Raw genomic sequence first — 18,319 nt, forward strand, 5'->3', positions numbered from 1 at the left:
AGAACAGGACATTTCTATCTTGGTAAAAAGCGGACATTTCTAAATTGGTTTGACAGCATTGCAGGATTACTTGACAAAAGAATGGATCGTGATATATTAACGGTCATTTGATATTAGAAGTGGGGGGGATAAATGGCAGGAATTCAGTTTACAAAGTCAGATTGGGACGAAGAGGTATTAAAATCTGATATACCGGTGCTGGTAGATTTTTGGGCTCCATGGTGTGCTCCATGCAGGATGGTATCGCCTATTGTTTTGGGGGTTGCTCAGGAATATGAAGGTAGGATTAAAGTGGGGCAATTAAATACCGATGAAGAGTCAGAAATCGCTATAAAATACGGTATAATGTCTATTCCTACGCTTATGTTTTTTAAAGATGGAGAGGTAATAGATCAAGTCATAGGTGCAGTTCCTAAAGAATATATAAGCCAGAAAATAGAGGAAGTTTTGAAGCATGATTGATATTGTTATTGTTGGGGGCGGCCCTGCAGCATATACTGCTGCAATATTTGCTGGACGGGCAGGGTTAAATGCTGTTGTATATGAAAGTGAATTAATGGCAGGGAAAATTGTATCTATTTCTCAAATAGAAAACTACCCTGGCTTTCCTAACGGAATCAGCGGTGAAGAACTTTCTGACAATTTACACAAGCAAGCGGAAAAGCTTGGAGTGGATACCGTTTACAATGAGGTTAAAAAAGTAGGACTTGATGGGAAATATAAAAAAATTTTGATTGATTCAGGAGAAACAATAAAGGCAAAAGCTGTAATATTGGCTATAGGTGAGATGGCGCAGAAACTTAACTGTTCGGGAGAAAGTAAGTTTTTAGGAAAAGGTGTTTCTTATTGTGCTATTTGTGATGGGGCATTTTTCAAGGGTAGAGATGTTGCTGTTATAGGTGGTGGAGATGCAGCTTTAGCCAGCGCTCTTTATCTCTGTCATTTAGTAAAAAAGCTATATCTTGTTCATCGGCGTAATGATTTAAGGGCAACAAAAATATTACAAGATAAATTAAAACAATGCGAGATGGCAGAATTTGTTTTGAATCATGAAGTGAAGGAGATTCAGGGGAAGAAATTCGTCAATGGAATACTTTTGCAGAACAAAGAGACAAAAGAGATAAAGAGATTAAATGTAGATGGGGTTTTTGTCTATATAGGGAGTAAGCCTAACACGGAAATCGTGCATGAACTTGTGAAGGTAGATGAACAAGGGTATATTATTACCAACGAGAAAATGGAAACTTCCTGTCCTGGTATTTATGCTGCAGGAGATGTGAGAAAGAAAGATTTGAGGCAGCTTGTTACTGCGGCAGCGGATGGGGCGATTGCCTCATTCCAAGCACGCCAGTATATCGAAATGCATTATTAATTTTCTTCCTGGGTTTGCAAATCTTCTTGAATTTTTGATGGATCAAACTGTATAGGCGGAACAATTATTGGGGATAATCCCATGCGTAGAAAAGTGCTTTGAACCATTTCTCTGAAATATGGCCAGCTATCCATAATTACAGTAGATTGCGAAAAAATCTTAAATATTTCGTCATCTATTGGACCGCCAATTTCAAAATCAAGAACAAAGGTAGGATTCACATAGCAAAAAATTTCATCTGAGTTATCTTTATTAGCTACCTTTAAGCTGAATTCCTGGAATACTCTTATATTTTTATCATCCAATACCTGATAGTATGCATTCCTGTCGATAAATACCTTTTGGTTTTCTGGAGAAATGCTTATTTTTTCATCATCAAACCCTGTTTCCAGCTTCAACAGGCGAATGCTGTGAAACTCAATATGCGAATTAAACTCGTTGTATCTTTTTTCTAAATCCTTCGCTTTTTCCATATCTCCCCCGCTTTTAATTTTCTAATTACTATTTCTTAGAACTTTTATAACAAAGTTTCGGTTACAATTCAACTCCTAATTTCTTCCACTATTTCGCTGTATACCCTGGTTATATCCTTTCTTCTAATAATTCCAATAATTTTCGTTTTATCTTTTTCATCTACCACGGGCAGTGTGTTTATTTCTTTAAAACCAATCTTGTGCAATGCATCATCTACCGATTCGTTGGGGGTTATGCTTATCACATTGAGGTTTGCCACATCTTTCGCCACCAGCATTTCGCTAACCTCAGGCGAATCTAAGACAGTTTTTATATCATGCAAGGTTACAATTCCTACCAGCTTATTTTTCGTGTTTACTATGGGAACATCATCCAATTTTTCAGAAGAGAGAATAAAGAATATGTTTTTTAGGGGGGCTGACTCTAAAACGGTTTTAAAATCTTTTCTTGCTATATCTTTTATTTTTACACTTTGCAGTGCGTGTCTTACAAATTCATAACGGTGAGCGGGTGAATGTCCTCTGTTTTCTGCTTGTTTTTCATAAATTGTCCATTTTCGACTGATAAAATAACTGATTGCCGAAACCCACATGGCAGGGACAACCAAATCATAGTTTCCTGTCATCTCAGCAACCATAATGATGGTAGAAAGAGGTGTGCTTGCCGCAGCGCTGAAGAATCCTGCCATTCCTACCAGAACAAATGCACCGGGTTGTTGAACAATAGTGGGCAGAACATAATGAAAAAAGCCTCCTACTGCACCACCTAATGTGCCGCCAATGACCATTGATGGACCGAATACGCCTGCCGAACCTCCACTGGATATGGTGAAAGCGGTGGCAAAGATTTTCAGAAAAGCGATGAGAAATAGTGTAGTAAATGCTATTTTACCCCACATTGCCAGCTGTAGAGTGCCATATCCCATGGATATTGCCTGTGGCATAGCTATTCCAATAATCCCTACAAAAAAACCTCCTATAGCAGGTTTAAAGTGTGGTTTGATATGTATTTTGTGGAATGTCTCTCTCACTCCATAGAATACCTTTACATAAATATAGGAAAACAAAGAGACAACTATAGCAAGTATAGTATAAGGTATCAGTTCTAAGGGGTTAGTAAATTTGAAAGCAGCTACTGAAAATAAAGGTGACCATCCAAATTTTGCCGCAAAGATAGAATATGCAATAATAGAGGCGATAAAAGCGGATAGAAGCACTTCGCTTTCTATTTCCAAATCTCTGTATAGAACCTCAGCTGCAAATATTGCTCCAGCCATTGGTGAGCGAAAGATAGCACCAATACCTGCTCCCATGCCAGCGGCCAAGAGTATTCTTCTGTCTCTCTCGGACAATTTAAGCCTGCCCGCTAAAAATGAGCCAAAACCTGCGCCAATTTGTGCGATGGGACCTTCTCTTCCTCCCGAACCGCCTGTTCCCAGGGTGATAGCTGATGCAATTATTTTTACAAAAGGCACGATGGGTCTTATTATTCCTCTCTTTTGGTGATAGGCTTCTATTGCAGCATCTGTTCCATGCCCTTCTGCTTCAGGAGCGAAGGTGTATACAATAAAACCGGACAACAACCCTCCGCATGTAGTGACCAGAATAAGTAAAAGCGGATTAAAAGCTTTATGGATTTCTCCGAATATCGGTGGTTCGCCTGTTGGAGAAGAACTGCTGTAACCAGCTATGCCTTCTAAAACATAAGTAGAAAAAAAGTGAATCGAGACGAGGAATACTATAGCGGCTAATCCTGCTATGATACCTACAATAACACTGTAAATGAGTATTTTACCGGTAGATATTATTTCTGCTTTTTTATAACTACGCCATAATTTTGATTTAAATGTAATTTTCATTCAACGGTTACGCTTTTCGCTAAGTTTCTGGGGTGGTCTACATCATATCCCAGATAGCTTGCAATACTATATGCAAAAAGCTGCAGTGGAACAATGTATAAGAACGGCGAAAATATAAGATCTGTTGAGGGAGTTGTAAGAACGAGACTGGCATTTTCCATCTTTTCAAATTTATCCGTTGTAACAGCGATAATCTCACCCTTTCTACTATTCACTTCTTTCATATTGGATAATGTTTTGTTTAGTAATAAAGAAGAAGGTGGAATAAGGAAAACAGAAGGAGTAACCTTATCAATAAGGGCAATGGGTCCATGCTTCATTTCGCCTGCCGCATATCCCTCAGCATGAATGTAAGAGATCTCCTTTAATTTCAATGCACCTTCTAATGCTATGGGATATAGAATACCTCTACCTAAGTATAGATAGTTTTTGAATTGAGAGTAATGGGGAGCAATACCTTGCATTTTTTGTAGGTTTATTTCAAATGTTTCATTGATTTTGTCAGGAATTTTTAAAAGTTCTTTTGTATAATCTTTTAGTTGTTGATTATTTAATGTTTTTTTGGTTCTGGATAGAAAAAGAGTGAACAAATACAAAATAGCCAGTTGTGAAGTAAAAGCTTTGGTAGAAGCGACGCTGACTTCCGGACCAGCATGGGTGTACAGGACATAATCGGACATTCTTGCAATACTGCTTCCTTGAACATTAACGATGGATAATGTAGGGATACCTTGCGATTTTGCATAACTTAGGGATTCTAAAGTATCTGCAGTCTCTCCTGATTGAGAAATGACAATAAATAGTGTATTTTTATCTAAAAGTGCATTTTCATATCTAAACTCAGAGGCAATTTCTGCAGTTGTAGGTATATGCGCTGTATTTTGTAGAATATATCTGCCTATCAGAGCGGCATAATAAGAGGTGCCACAAGCGGCAATTACAATCCTGTTTATGCTATCTGTAAAGTTAGTGTTCCATTTCAATTCCTCTTGCAATGCGAGGTTATCATCAATCCTTCCCAGCAGCGTGTTTCTTACCGCATCACCTTCTTCTGCAATCTCCTTTAGCATGAAATGTTTGTATCCGCCTTTTTCTGCCTGTTCCCTCGTCCAATCCACAGTAGATACACTCCTTTTTATTTTGTTTCCCTGAAAATCACATATCTTTATGTTGTTTTCATCTATCTCTGTTATCTCGCCATCGTCAAGAAATAAAAACTTATTTGTGTAGGGAAGAAGTGGGGTAACATCGGAGGCAATAAAGTTTTCTCCATCTCCTATTCCTACCACAAGCGGGCTTTTGTATTTTATTCCTATCAGTTTTTTTTCTTGCTTACATATGACTCCTACCGCGAAGCTTCCATTTAACATATGCACTGCTTTCAAGCAAGCGTTACGCAGACTCCCATTATAAAAATAGTCTATCAGATGGGCGATAAGCTCACTATCGGTTTGACTTTTTCTTTCGTATCCTTTTTTCCTTAAAAAGATTTCAATCTCTTCTACATTTTCTATGATACCATTGTGCACTATGCTAACTTCTCTGCTTTGCTGGGGATGCGCATTTATCTCATTGGGTTCTCCATGAGTTGCCCAGCGTGTATGTCCTATTCCTATACTCCCGCTTAGTGGCTTTTTAAATAGCTTATCTATCAGGTTTATTATTTTCCCCGACGCCTTTGTTGTTTTTATTTCCTTTTTATCTATTACTGATATACCGCTGGAATCATAACCCCTGTATTCCAACGCTTTTAACTCCTCTATGAGTAGAGGAACGGCATTTTTTTTACCGATATAGCCTACTATTCCGCACATTCTTTCTTCTTTCTATATTTTTTTACCCAATTTTCTATATTTTGTTGTGGGACTCGGGATATGACTAAGCTATAAGGGGGAACATATTTGGTTACTGTTGTTCCTGCGGCAGTAATAGCATCATTGTCTATTTCTACCGGGGCAACGATCTCTGTATTGGAACCGATAAATACCCTATCACCAATCTTTGTCTTATTCTTCTTATATCCATCGTAGTTGCAGGTAATAGTGCCTGCTCCTATATTTGCATCTTTGCCTATTTCTGTGTCCCCAATGTAAGTTAGATGGGATGCTTTTGTATTTTCTCCTATGACTGATTTTTTTACCTCTACAAAATTACCTATTTTTACATTGTTTTTTAACACTGTTTCCGGCCTTAAATGTGAAAAAGGACCAACAGAGCATCCTTTTTCTATATGGCTTTTTTCTATTATGCTGTATGGATGTATATTTACTTCATCTGATATTAGACTATCTTCTATAACTGAACCTACATCAATAGTGCAGCTCTGACCAATAACAGTATTCCCACGAATATGCCCCTGCGGATAGATTATGCTATCTTTTCCTATTTTTACATTATAATCAATGTATGTATTGTTAGGATCAATAATCGTTACACCTTCATTGAATAAATTTTCTATTATCTTGGCTTGCAATTTTTTTCTTATTAAACTCTGTTCCTTCCTTGTGTTTATCCCGAGAATTATATCGCTGTTACTTGATAAGTATGCATCTTTTTTTGCTGCATATTCTATTATATCCGTAAGATAATATTCTTCATGTGTATTGTTTCTTATAATATTTGACAAAAGTTTTTGAGCCTGAAAGGATTTTATCATATAAATGCCGCTGTTTACCTCATTTATCTTAATCTCCTCTTTGGTTGCTTCTTTTGCTTCTATAATTTTTTCTAACCTTCCTTCTTTTCTTTTTATTCTTCCGTAATCGGCAGGTTCATCTAACATTGCAGACATAAGTCCTACATCTAAATCTTTTATCTTTACAAAATCTATAAATTTATGGGCATCATCTCTACCTAGAAGGGGCGTATCTCCACCCATAACAAAGAGATATTCACAATTATCAAGGGAAGTGTTTTCTAATGCACATAAAAGAGCTGTAGCGGTGCCTGTTTGTTCTTTTTGCACCACAAAATCTATATTCCATCCCTCAAATAGTTTCTCCATTTCTTTTCTGATTGTCTCGTTGACTACCACTATTATTTTTTGTATATGGAGGTCTTTCATTGACTTAACAGGATAGAATATAACAGGGTTTCCGCACAAATCATGGAACAACTTTGTTTTATCGGACATCATTCTTGTGCTTTTACCTGCTGCTAAAATAACACCTATCATTGTTTCTCCTCTTTTAAGTATAAGTACTTCAAACAGAAATAGCATGCCAAATTTTATATTTTTGTTCAACCCTTTTCTTTTTATGTATTTTTTGCTATTTTTTGGAAATGCCGCACATATTATTATATAAACAATCTTTATCAGATTTGCTTTCATGTCTTAAACCCAAAGAAGAAAAGGTGGGTAGTTGTCTTATACAATATTTAGATGTGTTTGTATCCAATAATGAAGTCTTGATTCCTGTTAATATTATTACAGAAACGGGATGTGTAAGATTTGTTATAAAGGTTCTGCAAAAAGGTGAAAATACAATGGTAAAGATAGGAACAGGAGCAAAAGTAGAGGCAAATTATTTGATAAAGGAAGCAGTTAAGAGAGTTGGACTTTTCATACAAAAAAATACAAATAGTCATATAGTATGGAGCAATTTGAGCATTAACAAAAAAATGGATTATTTCTTCGATTATTCAAAGAGATTTGAGATAGACATAGATGCTTTCCGAGGTGTTCATAGTCTATTTAAGAATGAAAATCCATTGAATGTGGAGATAGGTTTTGGAAATGGTGAGTTTCTTTTATATCAAGCCCGGAAGGAAATAAATAAAAACTTTATTGGTTTTGAATTGGAAAGCAAGAGTTTCTCTTTGGTAAAGAAAAAATTATACGATTTAAATTTAGATAATGTAAAGATTATGCGATGTAATGGCACTTTTGCTATGGATGTTTTGTTCCGTGATGAGACTGTAGAGAATATTTTTCTCTGTTTTCCTTCCCCCTGGTTTAAAGAGAAAAATATTAAACATGCCGTAGTAAATAAAGATTTTGTCGATTTAATCTCTCACAAGCTAATGAAAGGCGGTTCGTTTGAACTTGTTACTGATAACTATCCTTATTTAGCCTACAGTGTTGAACTTTTAGAACAAAGCGGTTTTTTTCAAAAAGGGGAAATTAATATAAACCCAAAACGAGAGGTTGCTACCTATTTTGAAAGAAGGTGGAAGAGAAAAGGAAGAACGATCTATGGTATAAAATATTTTAAGATAAAAAGGCAGAATGAAAAGAGATGGCCGCTTTATAAAAAGATAAATTTCCCAATCGCAACCAACATGCCTCATAGGTGTTCAATAAAAAGAGGAAAAGCAATTTTGCGTATTCTGGATGTGTATAGTAGTTTATATTCTTTAGATATCTTTGTGGAAGCTATTGTGGGAGAAATAAAATATCCCCAGCATATATATTTTCACTTAAAAAAAGGAAAAACCCATTTTTTTCTTTATCCTTTTACTTCCCTTATTCCTACAGAAGGCGCGGAGAATAGTTTAATGTATATCTGAACCTGGAGGCATGTCTCCATCTACAGTGAGTAGCTTTACCTTACCCTTGTCCTCAGCAGCCAATAGCATTCCCTGAGATGTTACACCCATGAGCTTTGCAGGTTTAAGATTACTCACAATTATAATATTTTTCCCTATTAATTCCTCGGGCGAATAATGATCTTTTAACCCTGCGGCGAGTGTTCTTAAGTTTTCTTCTCCCACATCTATTTTTAATTTCCATAATTTACGAGAACCCTTTATCTCTTCACAGGAGATAATTTTAGCTACCTTGAGTTTAACCTTTTTGAGTTCATCTATATTTATTTCTTCTTCTTTCTCTATTTTTTCTTCAAATTTATGAAATAACATTTCCTTTTTTTTCACTTTTACCTCTTCTGTATTTAAATTTACATCATTTATTGTTTTTTCTGTTACTTTGCCCAAAAATCCCAGTTGTGTCCACATTTTATCAGCGGTGTCAGGCAAAAGAGGGGAAATTAGGAAACAAATAAGTCTTAAAGAAGAAAGTATATTATATAAAACCTCCTGCAATCTTTCTTCTTCCCCTTTTTTCTTTAGCACCCATGGTTCTTTATCTGTAATGTACTTATTTGCTTTGCCTATAAGCGACCATATTTCTTCTAATGCTTCATTGAATGCAAATCTATTCATATATTGCTTTATATTCTCTATCGCTTTTCTGCCTTCTTGTTCTAAATAGTGGTCTTCAACCTGAACTCTTTTTACTACTCCCTGGTTGTATTTTTCTACCATGGACAAAAATCTCCACACCAGGTTGCTCAAATCATTCGCCAAATCGCTATTTAAGCGATTGACAAATGCTTCTTCGCTGAAGTTTCCGTCCAGACCAAAGGGCACCTCTCGCAGCAGAAAATATCTGTAGGCATCACGACCATACTTTTCCATCATTTCAAGGGGATTTACCACATTACCCAATGACTTTGACATTTTTGTTTCTTTAACCATCCACCAACCGTGAGCAACAATATGTCTGGGCAAAGGAAGCTCTGCGGACATAAGAAAAGCAGGCCAGTAAACGGCATGAAATCTCAAAATGTCCTTTCCTACAAAGTGAACATCGGGTGGCCAGATGTTCCTGAATTTATCCTTATCATAAGCGTAACCTATTCCACTCACATAGTTAAATAAGGCATCGAACCACACATATATTACATGTTTCTTGTCGAATGGCACGGGAATACCCCAATCCAATGATGTTCGGGTAATACTTAAGTCTTTCAGACCAGATCTAACAAAACTTGTAACTTCATTATAACGAGATTGAGGTATCACAAATTCTGGATGCTCTTCATAATACTTTAAAAGTGGTTTTTCATATTTCGAAAGTTTAAAGAAATAGCTTTCTTCCGTTAATTTCTCTACTTTTCTTCCGCAATCTGGACATAGATGTTCTTTACCTACATCCAGATCTGTAAAATATGATTCACAATGGACACAATACCATCCTTCATAACTGCCTTTGTATACATCACCTTTTTCATACAGTTTGGTGAATATCTCCTGCACAGCTTCTATGTGTCTCTTTTCTGTAGTTCTTATAAAATCATCATTTGTTATGTTTAATTTAGTCCACAAGTCCTTAAATCTTATCACCACACTATCTGCAAGTTGAATGGGTGTTTTGCCCATTTTGTCCGCAGTTTTCTTAATTTTTTGCCCGTGTTCGTCGGTTCCTGTCAGAAAAAACACATTTTCACCCGAAAATCTTTTAAAACGGGCATAGGTATCTGCGGCAATAGTAGTATAAGAATGACCGATGTGTGGAACATCGTTTACATAATAGATGGGCGTAGTTATATAAAAATGTTTATTCATCTCAATTCTCCACTGTTGGATTCATTACTTATTAGATGAGCTTCTACCTCGTAGTCTTTCTTCTCGTTTCTTATAATTACTGTTCTTTTAAACGGGTTGGCGGCAATTATTTCTCCTTCAATATCACCCACTTTGATCTTTTTCCCAATAGGAGGAATGTATTTTAAAAAATCCTCATAGAGTCCATTCTCAAATGCCAGACAGCACATCAGTCTTCCGCATGCACCCGAGATCTTGTGCACATTGAGATTAAGATTTTGGTCTTTAGCCATTTTTACGGAGGTAGCACCAAATTGCCTTAGAAACTTACTGCAACACTGTTCTTGTCCGCACAAACCAACTCCTCCAATCATCTTTGCCTTGTCCCTTACGCCAATTTGCCTCATTTCAATGCGCGTTTTAAAAATGGAAGCAAGAATTCTCACTACCAGTCGGAAATCAACGCGCTTTTCTGCAGTGAAATAGAACACAATTTTACTTCTATCCAGTGTATATTCTGTTTTCACCAGTTTCATATCCAATCCCAATTTTTCTACCTCTTTTTTAAATTCGCGGGAGGCAGAAGCAGCAATTTTTCTATTTTCTTTCTGCACAGAAAAATCGTTTTCTGTAGCTTTTCTCAATATTGGCTTTAGGTCTGTATCATTGGAATCTACAACTTTTCTTATTGTGCCTATAGCAAGGCCTCTTTCTGATCCAGCAACTACTTTGTCATTTGCGGAAAGGTCTTCCGTCTCCGAAATCAAAAATGGCACGAGCGGTCCTATTTTTGCAAACTCAACTAGCGCTACTTTCATTCCCAAACTCCTTGTATAATTTTAAGAATAAAGAAAGCCAAAGCAATTTTATGTTTATATTGTAATTTTTAATGTGTAGGGAAAATTGCTCTAAGATTTTTGCATAGTCTGTATGTTCTTTGCACATTTCCAAACTTGCCGCCTCTATCAGTCCAAAGATTTTGTCTCTGTCTTTTATCTCAGTTAGTCTATTTGCCAATTCTATATACTGTTTTAAATTGTGTTGTTGTAATACTCGAACAAACTCAGAGACATCTTTTCTTTCTTTCTTCCCATGAAATGAAATTGCCCGGGAGCGCACTGTGTTTAAAAGGGGAAAAGGACTGCCCCATAGTATAAAACATATATAGGAAGGAGGTTCTTCCAATATTTTCAACAGAGCGTTTTGAGCATATATGGTTAATCCTTTTATCTTAAGTATAAAAAAACTCTTCTCCCCTTCTATTGGTTTATATAAAAGAGATTTCTTTATTTCTCTTATATCATCAACGCCTATTGAATCTTTTTTTAAGATATGAACATCGGGATGCAGATTTTGCCTTACCTTTTTTTTGCATATCTCATCTTTACACAGGGATTCCTCTATAAATTGTATAACCTGGTTCCATTCTGTGTCAAATATGTAAGCAGGATAAAACATCTTCATAGTTTATTCCAAATTTTTAAGATATCTTCATGTAAGGTTGCAATGTCCTTTTGCCCATCCACGACAAAGAAAGCTTTTGAAAAAGCTTTCTTCTCGGAAAGCTTGAGATAACCTTCTCTCACCTTTTTTAGAAAGGATATGCTTTCACTTTTTTCTTTATCCCTTTTTTTGCAGCGCATAGCACAAACCTCTGGTTGCATGTCTATCAGGAATACAACCTGAGGTAAAATGCTGTTGTTGGTGAAGCTGCTGAGTTTATATAGGAATTCCACATCTATACCTTTGCCAAAACCTTGATAAGCAATGGTAGAGTATAAGGATCTATCGCTAACCACGATAAAGCCTTTTTCAATGTTGGGTTTTACAACTTCTCTTATATGTTGTGATCTATCCGCTAAAAATAGTAGGAGTTCCGTTTCTTTATAAACCTTATTTTCAAGAAGAATTTCTTTAATTTTTATTCCTACAGGAGTTCCTCCAGGTTCTTTCGTCAGCAAACTCTTTATGTTGATAGATGCGAGGAAGGACTGAAAAAGCTTTGCCTGTGTAGTTTTGCCCGCACCATCCATACCCTCAAACGCTATGTATTGTGGCTTATCTTTCATACACTGAATATATCACAATTTTATTTTTTTTTCACTTGCTTTTCCCATAATAAGGTAGAAAATTTAAAAATAGCGGATATAATATAAACAAGGAGGTTGGAATGACACAAATTGAAGATTTGGTCGTAAAAACTTTTACCAGAGGAGGTTTTTATGACACAAATTGAAGATTTGGTCGTAAAAACTTTTACCAGAGGAGGTTTTTATGACACAAATTGAAGATTTGGTCGTAAAAACTTTTACCAGAGGAGGTTTTTATGACACAAATTGAAGATTTGGTCGTAAAAACTTTTACCAGAGGAGGTTTTTATGACACAAATTGAAGATTTGGTCGTAAAAACTTTTACCAGAGGAGGTTTTTATGACACAAATTGAAGATTTGGTCGTAAAAATCCTAAGGGGGAATTTTTATGACACAGATTGAAGCAGCAAAGAAAGGTATAATAACAAAAGAAGTAGAGATAGTAGCGAAGGATGAGTATATAGATGAAGAGCTGTTGGCGGAAAGGGTAGCTAAAGGTGAAGTGGTAATTTTGAAAAATAAGGTTCACGATATTCATCCTGTGGGTGTAGGAAAAGGATTAAGAACCAAAGTCAATGCTAATATAGGTACTTCTCCGGATGTACTCAGTTTGGATACAGAATTGGAAAAATTAAGGGTAGCGGAAGAGGCGGGTGCAGATACGGTAATGGACCTATCAACAGGAGGAGACCTGGATGAGATAAGAAGGGAAATTCTTAAAAAATCCCAAATTATTGTGGGAAATGTGCCTATTTATCAAGCAGCGGTGGAGGTAGGAGAAAAGAAGGGAAGCATCGTATATATGACAGAGGATGATCTGTTCAATACTATTGAAAAACATGCAAAAGACGGTATCGATTACACCACCGTGCACTGTGGTGTTACATTACAAACAATAGAAAGGCTAAAAAGAGGAAGAAGGGTTGCTGATCTTGTTTCAAGAGGGGGATCTTTTCTTACGGTGTGGATGCTTTATAACGGGAAGGAAAACCCCTTGTATGAACATTTTGACAGGTTGTTGGATATTGCAAAAAAATACGATTTTACATTGTCGTTAGGAGACGGATTTAGGCCTGGTGCAATTAGTGATGCTACGGATAGATCACAGATTCAGGAACTGATCCTTTTAGCTGAATTACATGATCAAGCTCTGGAAGCAGGTGTTCAATCAATGATTGAAGGACCGGGACACATTCCCATAAATCAGGTAGTTGATAATGTAAGAATAGAAAAAACACTTGCTCACGATGCACCGTTTTATGTGTTGGGACCTGTAGTTACGGACATCGCACCGGGATACGATCATATAACATCTGCTATTGGGGGAGCTATAATAGCAGCGGAAGGTGTGGATTATTTGTGTTATGTGACACCAGCAGAACATGTGAGATTGCCTACAGCTGAGGATGTAAGAGAAGGTGTTATTGTTACTCGTATTGCTGCACATGCAGCAGATATTGCCAAAGGTGTGAAAGGGGCATTTGAGTGGGACCTGCAGATGGATAAAGCAAGAAAAGCGTTAGATTGGGAGAAGATGATACAGCTTTCTATAAACCCTAAATTGGTTAAAGAGATGAGGGCATCATCACTGCCTAAAGAGAAAGATGTTTGCACGATGTGTGGCAAATTTTGTGCTATAAAGCTTTTACAGAAAATATTAGGCGAAGAATGAATATAGATGATGTAATTTTGCAACATTTGTATGATAATATAGGCAATTTTGTTCCTGGGGTGGAGATATGCAGAGAAGCAGAAGTTAGTCGTATCGCTATCTGGAACAGAATAAAAGGTCTAAGGAAAATGGGGTTTAATATTGAATCCAAAAAAGGGGTAGGATATAAGCTGGTAGAGAAGGGGAAAAATATACTTATTCCCTTTGAAATTAGGAATAGACTGTTTACAGATGTTATTGGTAAAAGAATTGAATATTATAGATTTACTTCTTCTACTATGGATGAAGCGGAGAATTTGATAAAAGCTGGGTGTCCTCAAGGTACTGTAGTTATCGCAGATGAGCAATACAGGGGAAGGGGAAGGAGAGGAAAGGAGTGGTTTTCTCCCCGGGGGAATAATATTTATCTCTCTGTTATTCTTTTTCCAGAATATCTTTCTATGGAATGTGGTATTCTCATAATGTTTATGGGTAGTATTGCTATTGTAAAAGCACTGTCTGATTATGGAATTGATGCCAGGATAAAATGGCCTAATGATTGTATGGTGGATGGAAAGAAGATAGGTGGCGTGCTGATGGAAACGACAAGCGAAGGAGAATTTATAAAAAATGTTGTTTTAGGTTTTGGGATAAATATAAATCAGGATGAGTTTCCTCATTCATTAAAAAATATTGGCATATCTGCACTGACAAAAGCGAAGCATGAGATTGATCGAGTAGATGTAATAACCCGTCTATTGTATTATCTGGAAGAATTATACTTACCATTGGGAAAAGGAGGCAGGGGAAAGATATTGGATTTGTGGAAAGGATACTCTGATACAATAGGAAGAAAAGTTGTAGTAGATGCTGGGAATAGGGTGATTGAAGGGGAAGCAAAAGATATAGATGGGTGCGGCTTTTTGCTGGTAGAAACAAATAGAGCCTTAGAAAAGATTACCTGTAGGGAGAGTCTGCGATATATATAAAAGGAAAAAAATTGATAGTACAACTCAAAAAGGAAAGGTAAAAATATTATTACGATCGTTTAGTAAAAATGATAAATTATTCATTTTTTCTGTCTGTTTTGTTTTTATTGTCATTTTTTTAGCTATCTTTGCATTATTTGTTTCACCTTATAATCCTTATGAAATAAATACCAATGCGGTTTTTCTTGCTCCTTCTTTTTCGCACCCCTGTGGAACGGATAGATTGGGGAGAGATATATTATCTCGCATTATCTATGGAAGCAGGGTATCCATAGAGGTTTCATTGATAGCAGTTGGCATATCCGTATTATTGGGGTGTATGATAGGTGCTGTGGCTGGATTTTATGGCAGGGTTGTAGATTCTCTTCTTATGCGTTTCACAGATGTTATGCTTACTTTTCCTACATTTTTTCTCATTTTGGCGGTGGTTACATTTCTTGGTCCTAGTATTGTTAATGTGATGATTGTCATTGGGTTAACAGGCTGGATGGGTGTAGCAAGGTTGGTAAGGGCTGAGGTATTGAAACTAAAGAATATGGAGTTTGTAAAAGCAGCAAAGTTATTTGGGGCAAGCAATGTTTATATTATTGTTAAACATCTTTTGCCAAATGTCATGGGTCCCGTAGTTGTTTCTGCTACATTAGGTGTAGGTAGTGCCATACTTACTGAATCAGCATTAAGTTTTTTGGGATTAGGTGTTCAACCCCCTACACCTTCCTGGGGAGAGATGCTTTCCGAAGGTAAAGATTACTTGCAGGTGGCATGGTGGCTTTCTTTTTTCCCTGGTCTATCCATTTTTCTAACGGTGCTTTCTTTTACTATAATAGGCGAGCGGTTTCATAAATGATACAAGCAGATAAGAGATCTATAACGAATTTTGACTGGATACTGTTTTTGTGCATTGGACTGCTAACAGGTATTGGTCTTTTTACATTACATTCTATTGTGGGGAATAGTGTTTTGTTTTATAAGCAGATTTTATGGAATGTTATAGGATTTTTTATCTTTTTTATCTGCCTGAGTATCCCTTCCAGAGAATGGAAATCTTATTCTAATTTCATCTATATTGTTACTATTCTTTTGTTGATACTTGTTTTAGTAGTCGGTATTGAAGAAAGAGGTGCCAAGAGATGGATTGGTCTGGAGTTTATAAATATTCAGCCTGCAGAATTTGCCAGGTTAGGGCTTATTTTTATGCTTGCCCACTTTTTTCATGAGCATCCCCAAAGTGGTCCCTATTCAGCAAGAAATCTACTTTTCCCTTTTCTACTCAGTCTTTTGCCTATACTACTCGTTGCCAAAGAGCCGGATTTGAGTACAGCGAGTCTTCTGGCTTTGATTTCTTTGGGAATGATAATGGTTGCTGGAGTAAAAAAGAAGCTTATACTGAAAGGCTTTATTATTCTTGTTCTTATTTCTCCCCTTTTATGGATGTCATTGAGGGGTTATCAGAAACATAGATTAGTTGCCTTTTTAAATCCCCATTCTTCAGCAACAAAATATGGTTATCATATAATCCAGTCAGAGATTGCTATTGGCAGCGGAGGTATTTTGGGGAAAGGAATAAAATCTGCCACTCAATCCAAATTCCATTTTTTACCTGAGGAACATACCGACTTTGTTTTCTCTGTATTTGCCGAACAACGAGGTTTTGTTGGTTGTTTTATTCTTATCTTTTTATATGCGTCTATTGTTTGGAGGGGATTATATGTTGTTCAAAAAGCCCGCTGGCGATTTGAAAAATTTACTGCTGTAGGTATTGTTATTATGTTTGCAGTATCCGTAATACTCAACATTAGTATGACCATGGGTCTTTTCCCGGTTGCCGGCATTTCCCTTCCCCTGATGAGTTACGGAGGGAGTTCTACGATATTAAACTTCGCCGCATTGGGTATACTTGTAGGCATGGGAATGAGAACATACGAGCGCTAAGGAGGTTTTATGATTTCACGATATAGTACGAAGGAAATGAACGAGATATGGAACGAGGGAAACAAACTGAAGGTATGGTTAGAAGTAGAGATTAAGATTGTAGAAGGGTGGGAGAAATTAGGAGAAATTCCGAAAGGAACAGCAGATGTAATAAGAAAAAAGGCAAAATTTAACATAGATAGGATAAAACAAATAGAAAATGTAACCCGACATGATGTGGTGGCATTTGTAGAGAATGTGAGAGAATACTTAGGTGATGAGGGGAAATATCTTCACTTGGGCGTGACTTCTTCTGATATTATAGATACAGCAATGGCATTAATGTTAAAGAAATCTGCAGAGATAATAATAAAGGATATTCGTGTTTTGATGGATATATTGAAGGAGAAGGCCTACGAATATAAATATACGGAGATGGTCGGCAGGTCTCATGGTATACACGGAGAACCTATTACCTTCGGACTTGTTCTTGTTCTATGGTATGAGGAGGTGAAGAGAAACTTAGATAGAATGTTATCTGCCAGGGATAATATTTCCTATGGAAAGATATCTGGTTCTATGGGCACTTTTGCCAATGTGCCACCGCAGATAGAGGAATATGTATGCAAGTCTTTGTCATTGAATCCTGCTCCCATCTCTAACCAGATCATTCAACGAGATAGGTATGCTCATTACCTGTCAGTGCTGGCTATCATCGCATCCAGCATAGAAAAGATCGCTCTGGAAATTCGTCATTTGCAGAGGACAGAGGTAAGAGAGGCAGAGGAGTTTTTCTATTCTGGTCAAAAGGGTTCTTCTTCTATGCCTCATAAGAGAAATCCTGTTCTCTCGGAGAACTTATGTGGGTTGGCGAGACTGGTAAGATCTTATGCTCTGGTTTCCTTTGAAAACATTGCCTTGTGGCATGAGAGAGACATTAGTCATTCTTCCAATGAAAGAGTTATTTTGCCTGATGCGAATGTTTTGGTAGATTTTATGTTGAAAAGACTGATTGGTATTTTGAGAAATTTGATTGTTTACAAAGATAAGATGAAGGAAGATATTTATCTTACTAAAGGGTTGATATTTTCCCAGCGTGTTATGGTAGAATTGGTGAAAAAGGGCATGGACAAGAAAACAGCCTATGAGATAGTTCAAGATTGCGCTATGAGAGCCTGGGAAAAGAATCTGATATTTAAAACATTAATTATAAATAATAAGAAAGTAACAAAAATAATGACAGAGAAAGAAATCGAGAAATGTTTTGATGTGTCTTATTATACGAGACATGTTGATGTTATATTTGAAAAGGTATTTAAAAGATTTGACAATAAAGTAAAGAATTTGTAATAATTGTGTTAAAATTTCGAGGAGGTGTGAAATGGTGAAGGTAACAATTGATGAGGATGCTTGCATTGGTTGTGAGGCCTGTTCAGATGAGTTGCCTGAGGTTTTCGAAATGGTTGATGACAAGGCAAAGGTAAAAGACCCAAATGCAGCACCTGTTGATAAGATCAAGGAAGTTGCTGAAGCCTGTCCAACAGAGGCGATTACCGTAGAGGAATAATCAGGAGGACAGCATCCTTGTTTTTAAAAACAAGGATGCTGTCAATGTCTTTTTTTCTACAAGGATAGTCGTTTCGTTT

General features: G+C 36.7%; 17 protein-coding genes. 9 read left to right on the forward strand and 8 right to left on the reverse strand.

The window, feature by feature from the left end; translation table 11 throughout:
• Positions 1–132: 132 nt before the first annotated feature.
• A complete protein-coding gene (trxA, locus tag J7J10_03475) occupies positions 133–462 on the forward strand; it encodes a thioredoxin (GenBank protein ID MCD6129991.1) in 330 nt (109 codons plus the stop codon).
• The gene (trxB, locus tag J7J10_03480; protein ID MCD6129992.1) at positions 455–1,372 is read left to right on the forward strand and encodes a thioredoxin-disulfide reductase; all 918 of its coding nucleotides are present in this window, start codon (positions 455–457) and stop codon (positions 1,370–1,372) included. Before trxA ends, trxB begins: the two co-directional genes overlap by 8 nt.
• Here trxB and J7J10_03485 read toward each other — a convergent pair.
• The 4 genes from J7J10_03485 to glmU form a co-directional block, all read right to left on the reverse strand.
• Positions 1,369–1,845, reverse strand: coding sequence for a hypothetical protein (locus J7J10_03485; protein ID MCD6129993.1), 477 nt, complete (start codon positions 1,843–1,845; stop codon positions 1,369–1,371). The genes trxB and J7J10_03485 overlap by 4 nt on opposite strands.
• A 68-nt stretch (positions 1,846–1,913) precedes the next feature.
• Positions 1,914–3,704, reverse strand: a complete 1,791-nt coding sequence (locus tag J7J10_03490; GenBank protein ID MCD6129994.1) for a chloride channel protein — start codon at positions 3,702–3,704, stop codon at positions 1,914–1,916.
• Positions 3,701–5,518 carry a glutamine--fructose-6-phosphate transaminase (isomerizing) gene (glmS, locus tag J7J10_03495; GenBank protein ID MCD6129995.1) on the reverse strand — a complete coding sequence of 606 codons (1,818 nt, stop codon included), beginning with the start codon at positions 5,516–5,518 and terminating at the stop codon, positions 3,701–3,703. Before glmS ends, J7J10_03490 begins: the two co-directional genes overlap by 4 nt.
• Positions 5,506–6,879, reverse strand: a complete 1,374-nt coding sequence (gene glmU / locus J7J10_03500) for a bifunctional UDP-N-acetylglucosamine diphosphorylase/glucosamine-1-phosphate N-acetyltransferase GlmU (GenBank protein MCD6129996.1) — start codon at positions 6,877–6,879, stop codon at positions 5,506–5,508. The genes glmS and glmU overlap by 13 nt, the downstream gene beginning before the upstream one ends.
• A gap of 107 nt (positions 6,880–6,986) precedes the next feature.
• Here glmU and trmB point away from each other — a divergent pair, with 107 nt between their 5' ends.
• Positions 6,987–8,213, forward strand: a complete 1,227-nt coding sequence (gene trmB / locus J7J10_03505) for a tRNA (guanosine(46)-N7)-methyltransferase TrmB (GenBank protein MCD6129997.1) — start codon at positions 6,987–6,989, stop codon at positions 8,211–8,213.
• Here the strand turns inward: trmB and metG are convergent.
• Genes metG through tmk form a run of 4 tightly spaced genes read right to left on the reverse strand, consistent with a single transcriptional unit; the run spans position 8,199 to position 12,100 of the window.
• A complete protein-coding gene (gene metG, locus J7J10_03510) occupies positions 8,199–10,052 on the reverse strand; it encodes a methionine--tRNA ligase (GenBank protein ID MCD6129998.1) in 1,854 nt (617 codons plus the stop codon). The genes trmB and metG overlap by 15 nt on opposite strands.
• A complete protein-coding gene (locus tag J7J10_03515; protein MCD6129999.1) occupies positions 10,049–10,849 on the reverse strand; it encodes a hypothetical protein in 801 nt (266 codons plus the stop codon). The genes metG and J7J10_03515 overlap by 4 nt, the downstream gene beginning before the upstream one ends.
• Positions 10,830–11,495: a hypothetical protein gene (locus J7J10_03520; GenBank protein MCD6130000.1), complete on the reverse strand. Its 666-nt coding sequence runs from the start codon at positions 11,493–11,495 to the stop codon at positions 10,830–10,832. The genes J7J10_03515 and J7J10_03520 overlap by 20 nt, the downstream gene beginning before the upstream one ends.
• Complete coding sequence (gene tmk, locus J7J10_03525) at positions 11,492–12,100, reverse strand: dTMP kinase (protein MCD6130001.1); 609 nt, start codon at positions 12,098–12,100, stop codon at positions 11,492–11,494. The genes J7J10_03520 and tmk overlap by 4 nt, the downstream gene beginning before the upstream one ends.
• Positions 12,101–12,510: 410 nt before the next feature.
• Here tmk and thiC point away from each other — a divergent pair, with 410 nt between their 5' ends.
• From thiC to J7J10_03555, 6 genes are read left to right on the forward strand one after another with little or no spacing between them, the layout of a single operon-like run.
• Positions 12,511–13,794 carry a phosphomethylpyrimidine synthase ThiC gene (thiC, locus tag J7J10_03530; protein MCD6130002.1) on the forward strand — a complete coding sequence of 428 codons (1,284 nt, stop codon included), beginning with the start codon at positions 12,511–12,513 and terminating at the stop codon, positions 13,792–13,794.
• Positions 13,791–14,762 (forward strand): biotin--[acetyl-CoA-carboxylase] ligase, encoded by a 972-nt coding sequence (locus tag J7J10_03535; protein MCD6130003.1) that lies wholly within the window; start codon positions 13,791–13,793, stop codon positions 14,760–14,762. The genes thiC and J7J10_03535 overlap by 4 nt, the downstream gene beginning before the upstream one ends.
• Before the next feature lie 43 nt (positions 14,763–14,805).
• Entirely contained in the window at positions 14,806–15,609 is an 804-nt protein-coding gene (locus J7J10_03540) for an ABC transporter permease (protein MCD6130004.1), read from the forward strand.
• On the forward strand, positions 15,606–16,694 hold the full coding sequence (gene rodA / locus J7J10_03545; GenBank protein MCD6130005.1) for a rod shape-determining protein RodA: 1,089 nt from the start codon (positions 15,606–15,608) through the stop codon (positions 16,692–16,694). Before J7J10_03540 ends, rodA begins: the two co-directional genes overlap by 4 nt.
• A 9-nt stretch (positions 16,695–16,703) precedes the next feature.
• The gene (locus J7J10_03550) at positions 16,704–18,023 is read left to right on the forward strand and encodes an adenylosuccinate lyase (protein MCD6130006.1); all 1,320 of its coding nucleotides are present in this window, start codon (positions 16,704–16,706) and stop codon (positions 18,021–18,023) included.
• Positions 18,024–18,057: 34 nt separating this feature from the next.
• Complete coding sequence (locus J7J10_03555; protein ID MCD6130007.1) at positions 18,058–18,240, forward strand: ferredoxin; 183 nt, start codon at positions 18,058–18,060, stop codon at positions 18,238–18,240.
• The last annotated feature ends 79 nt before the right edge of the window (positions 18,241–18,319 follow it).

This window comes from Deltaproteobacteria bacterium, assembly GCA_021159305.1.
Classification (GTDB): Bacteria; Campylobacterota_A; Desulfurellia; order JAGGSF01; family JAGGSF01; genus JAGGSF01.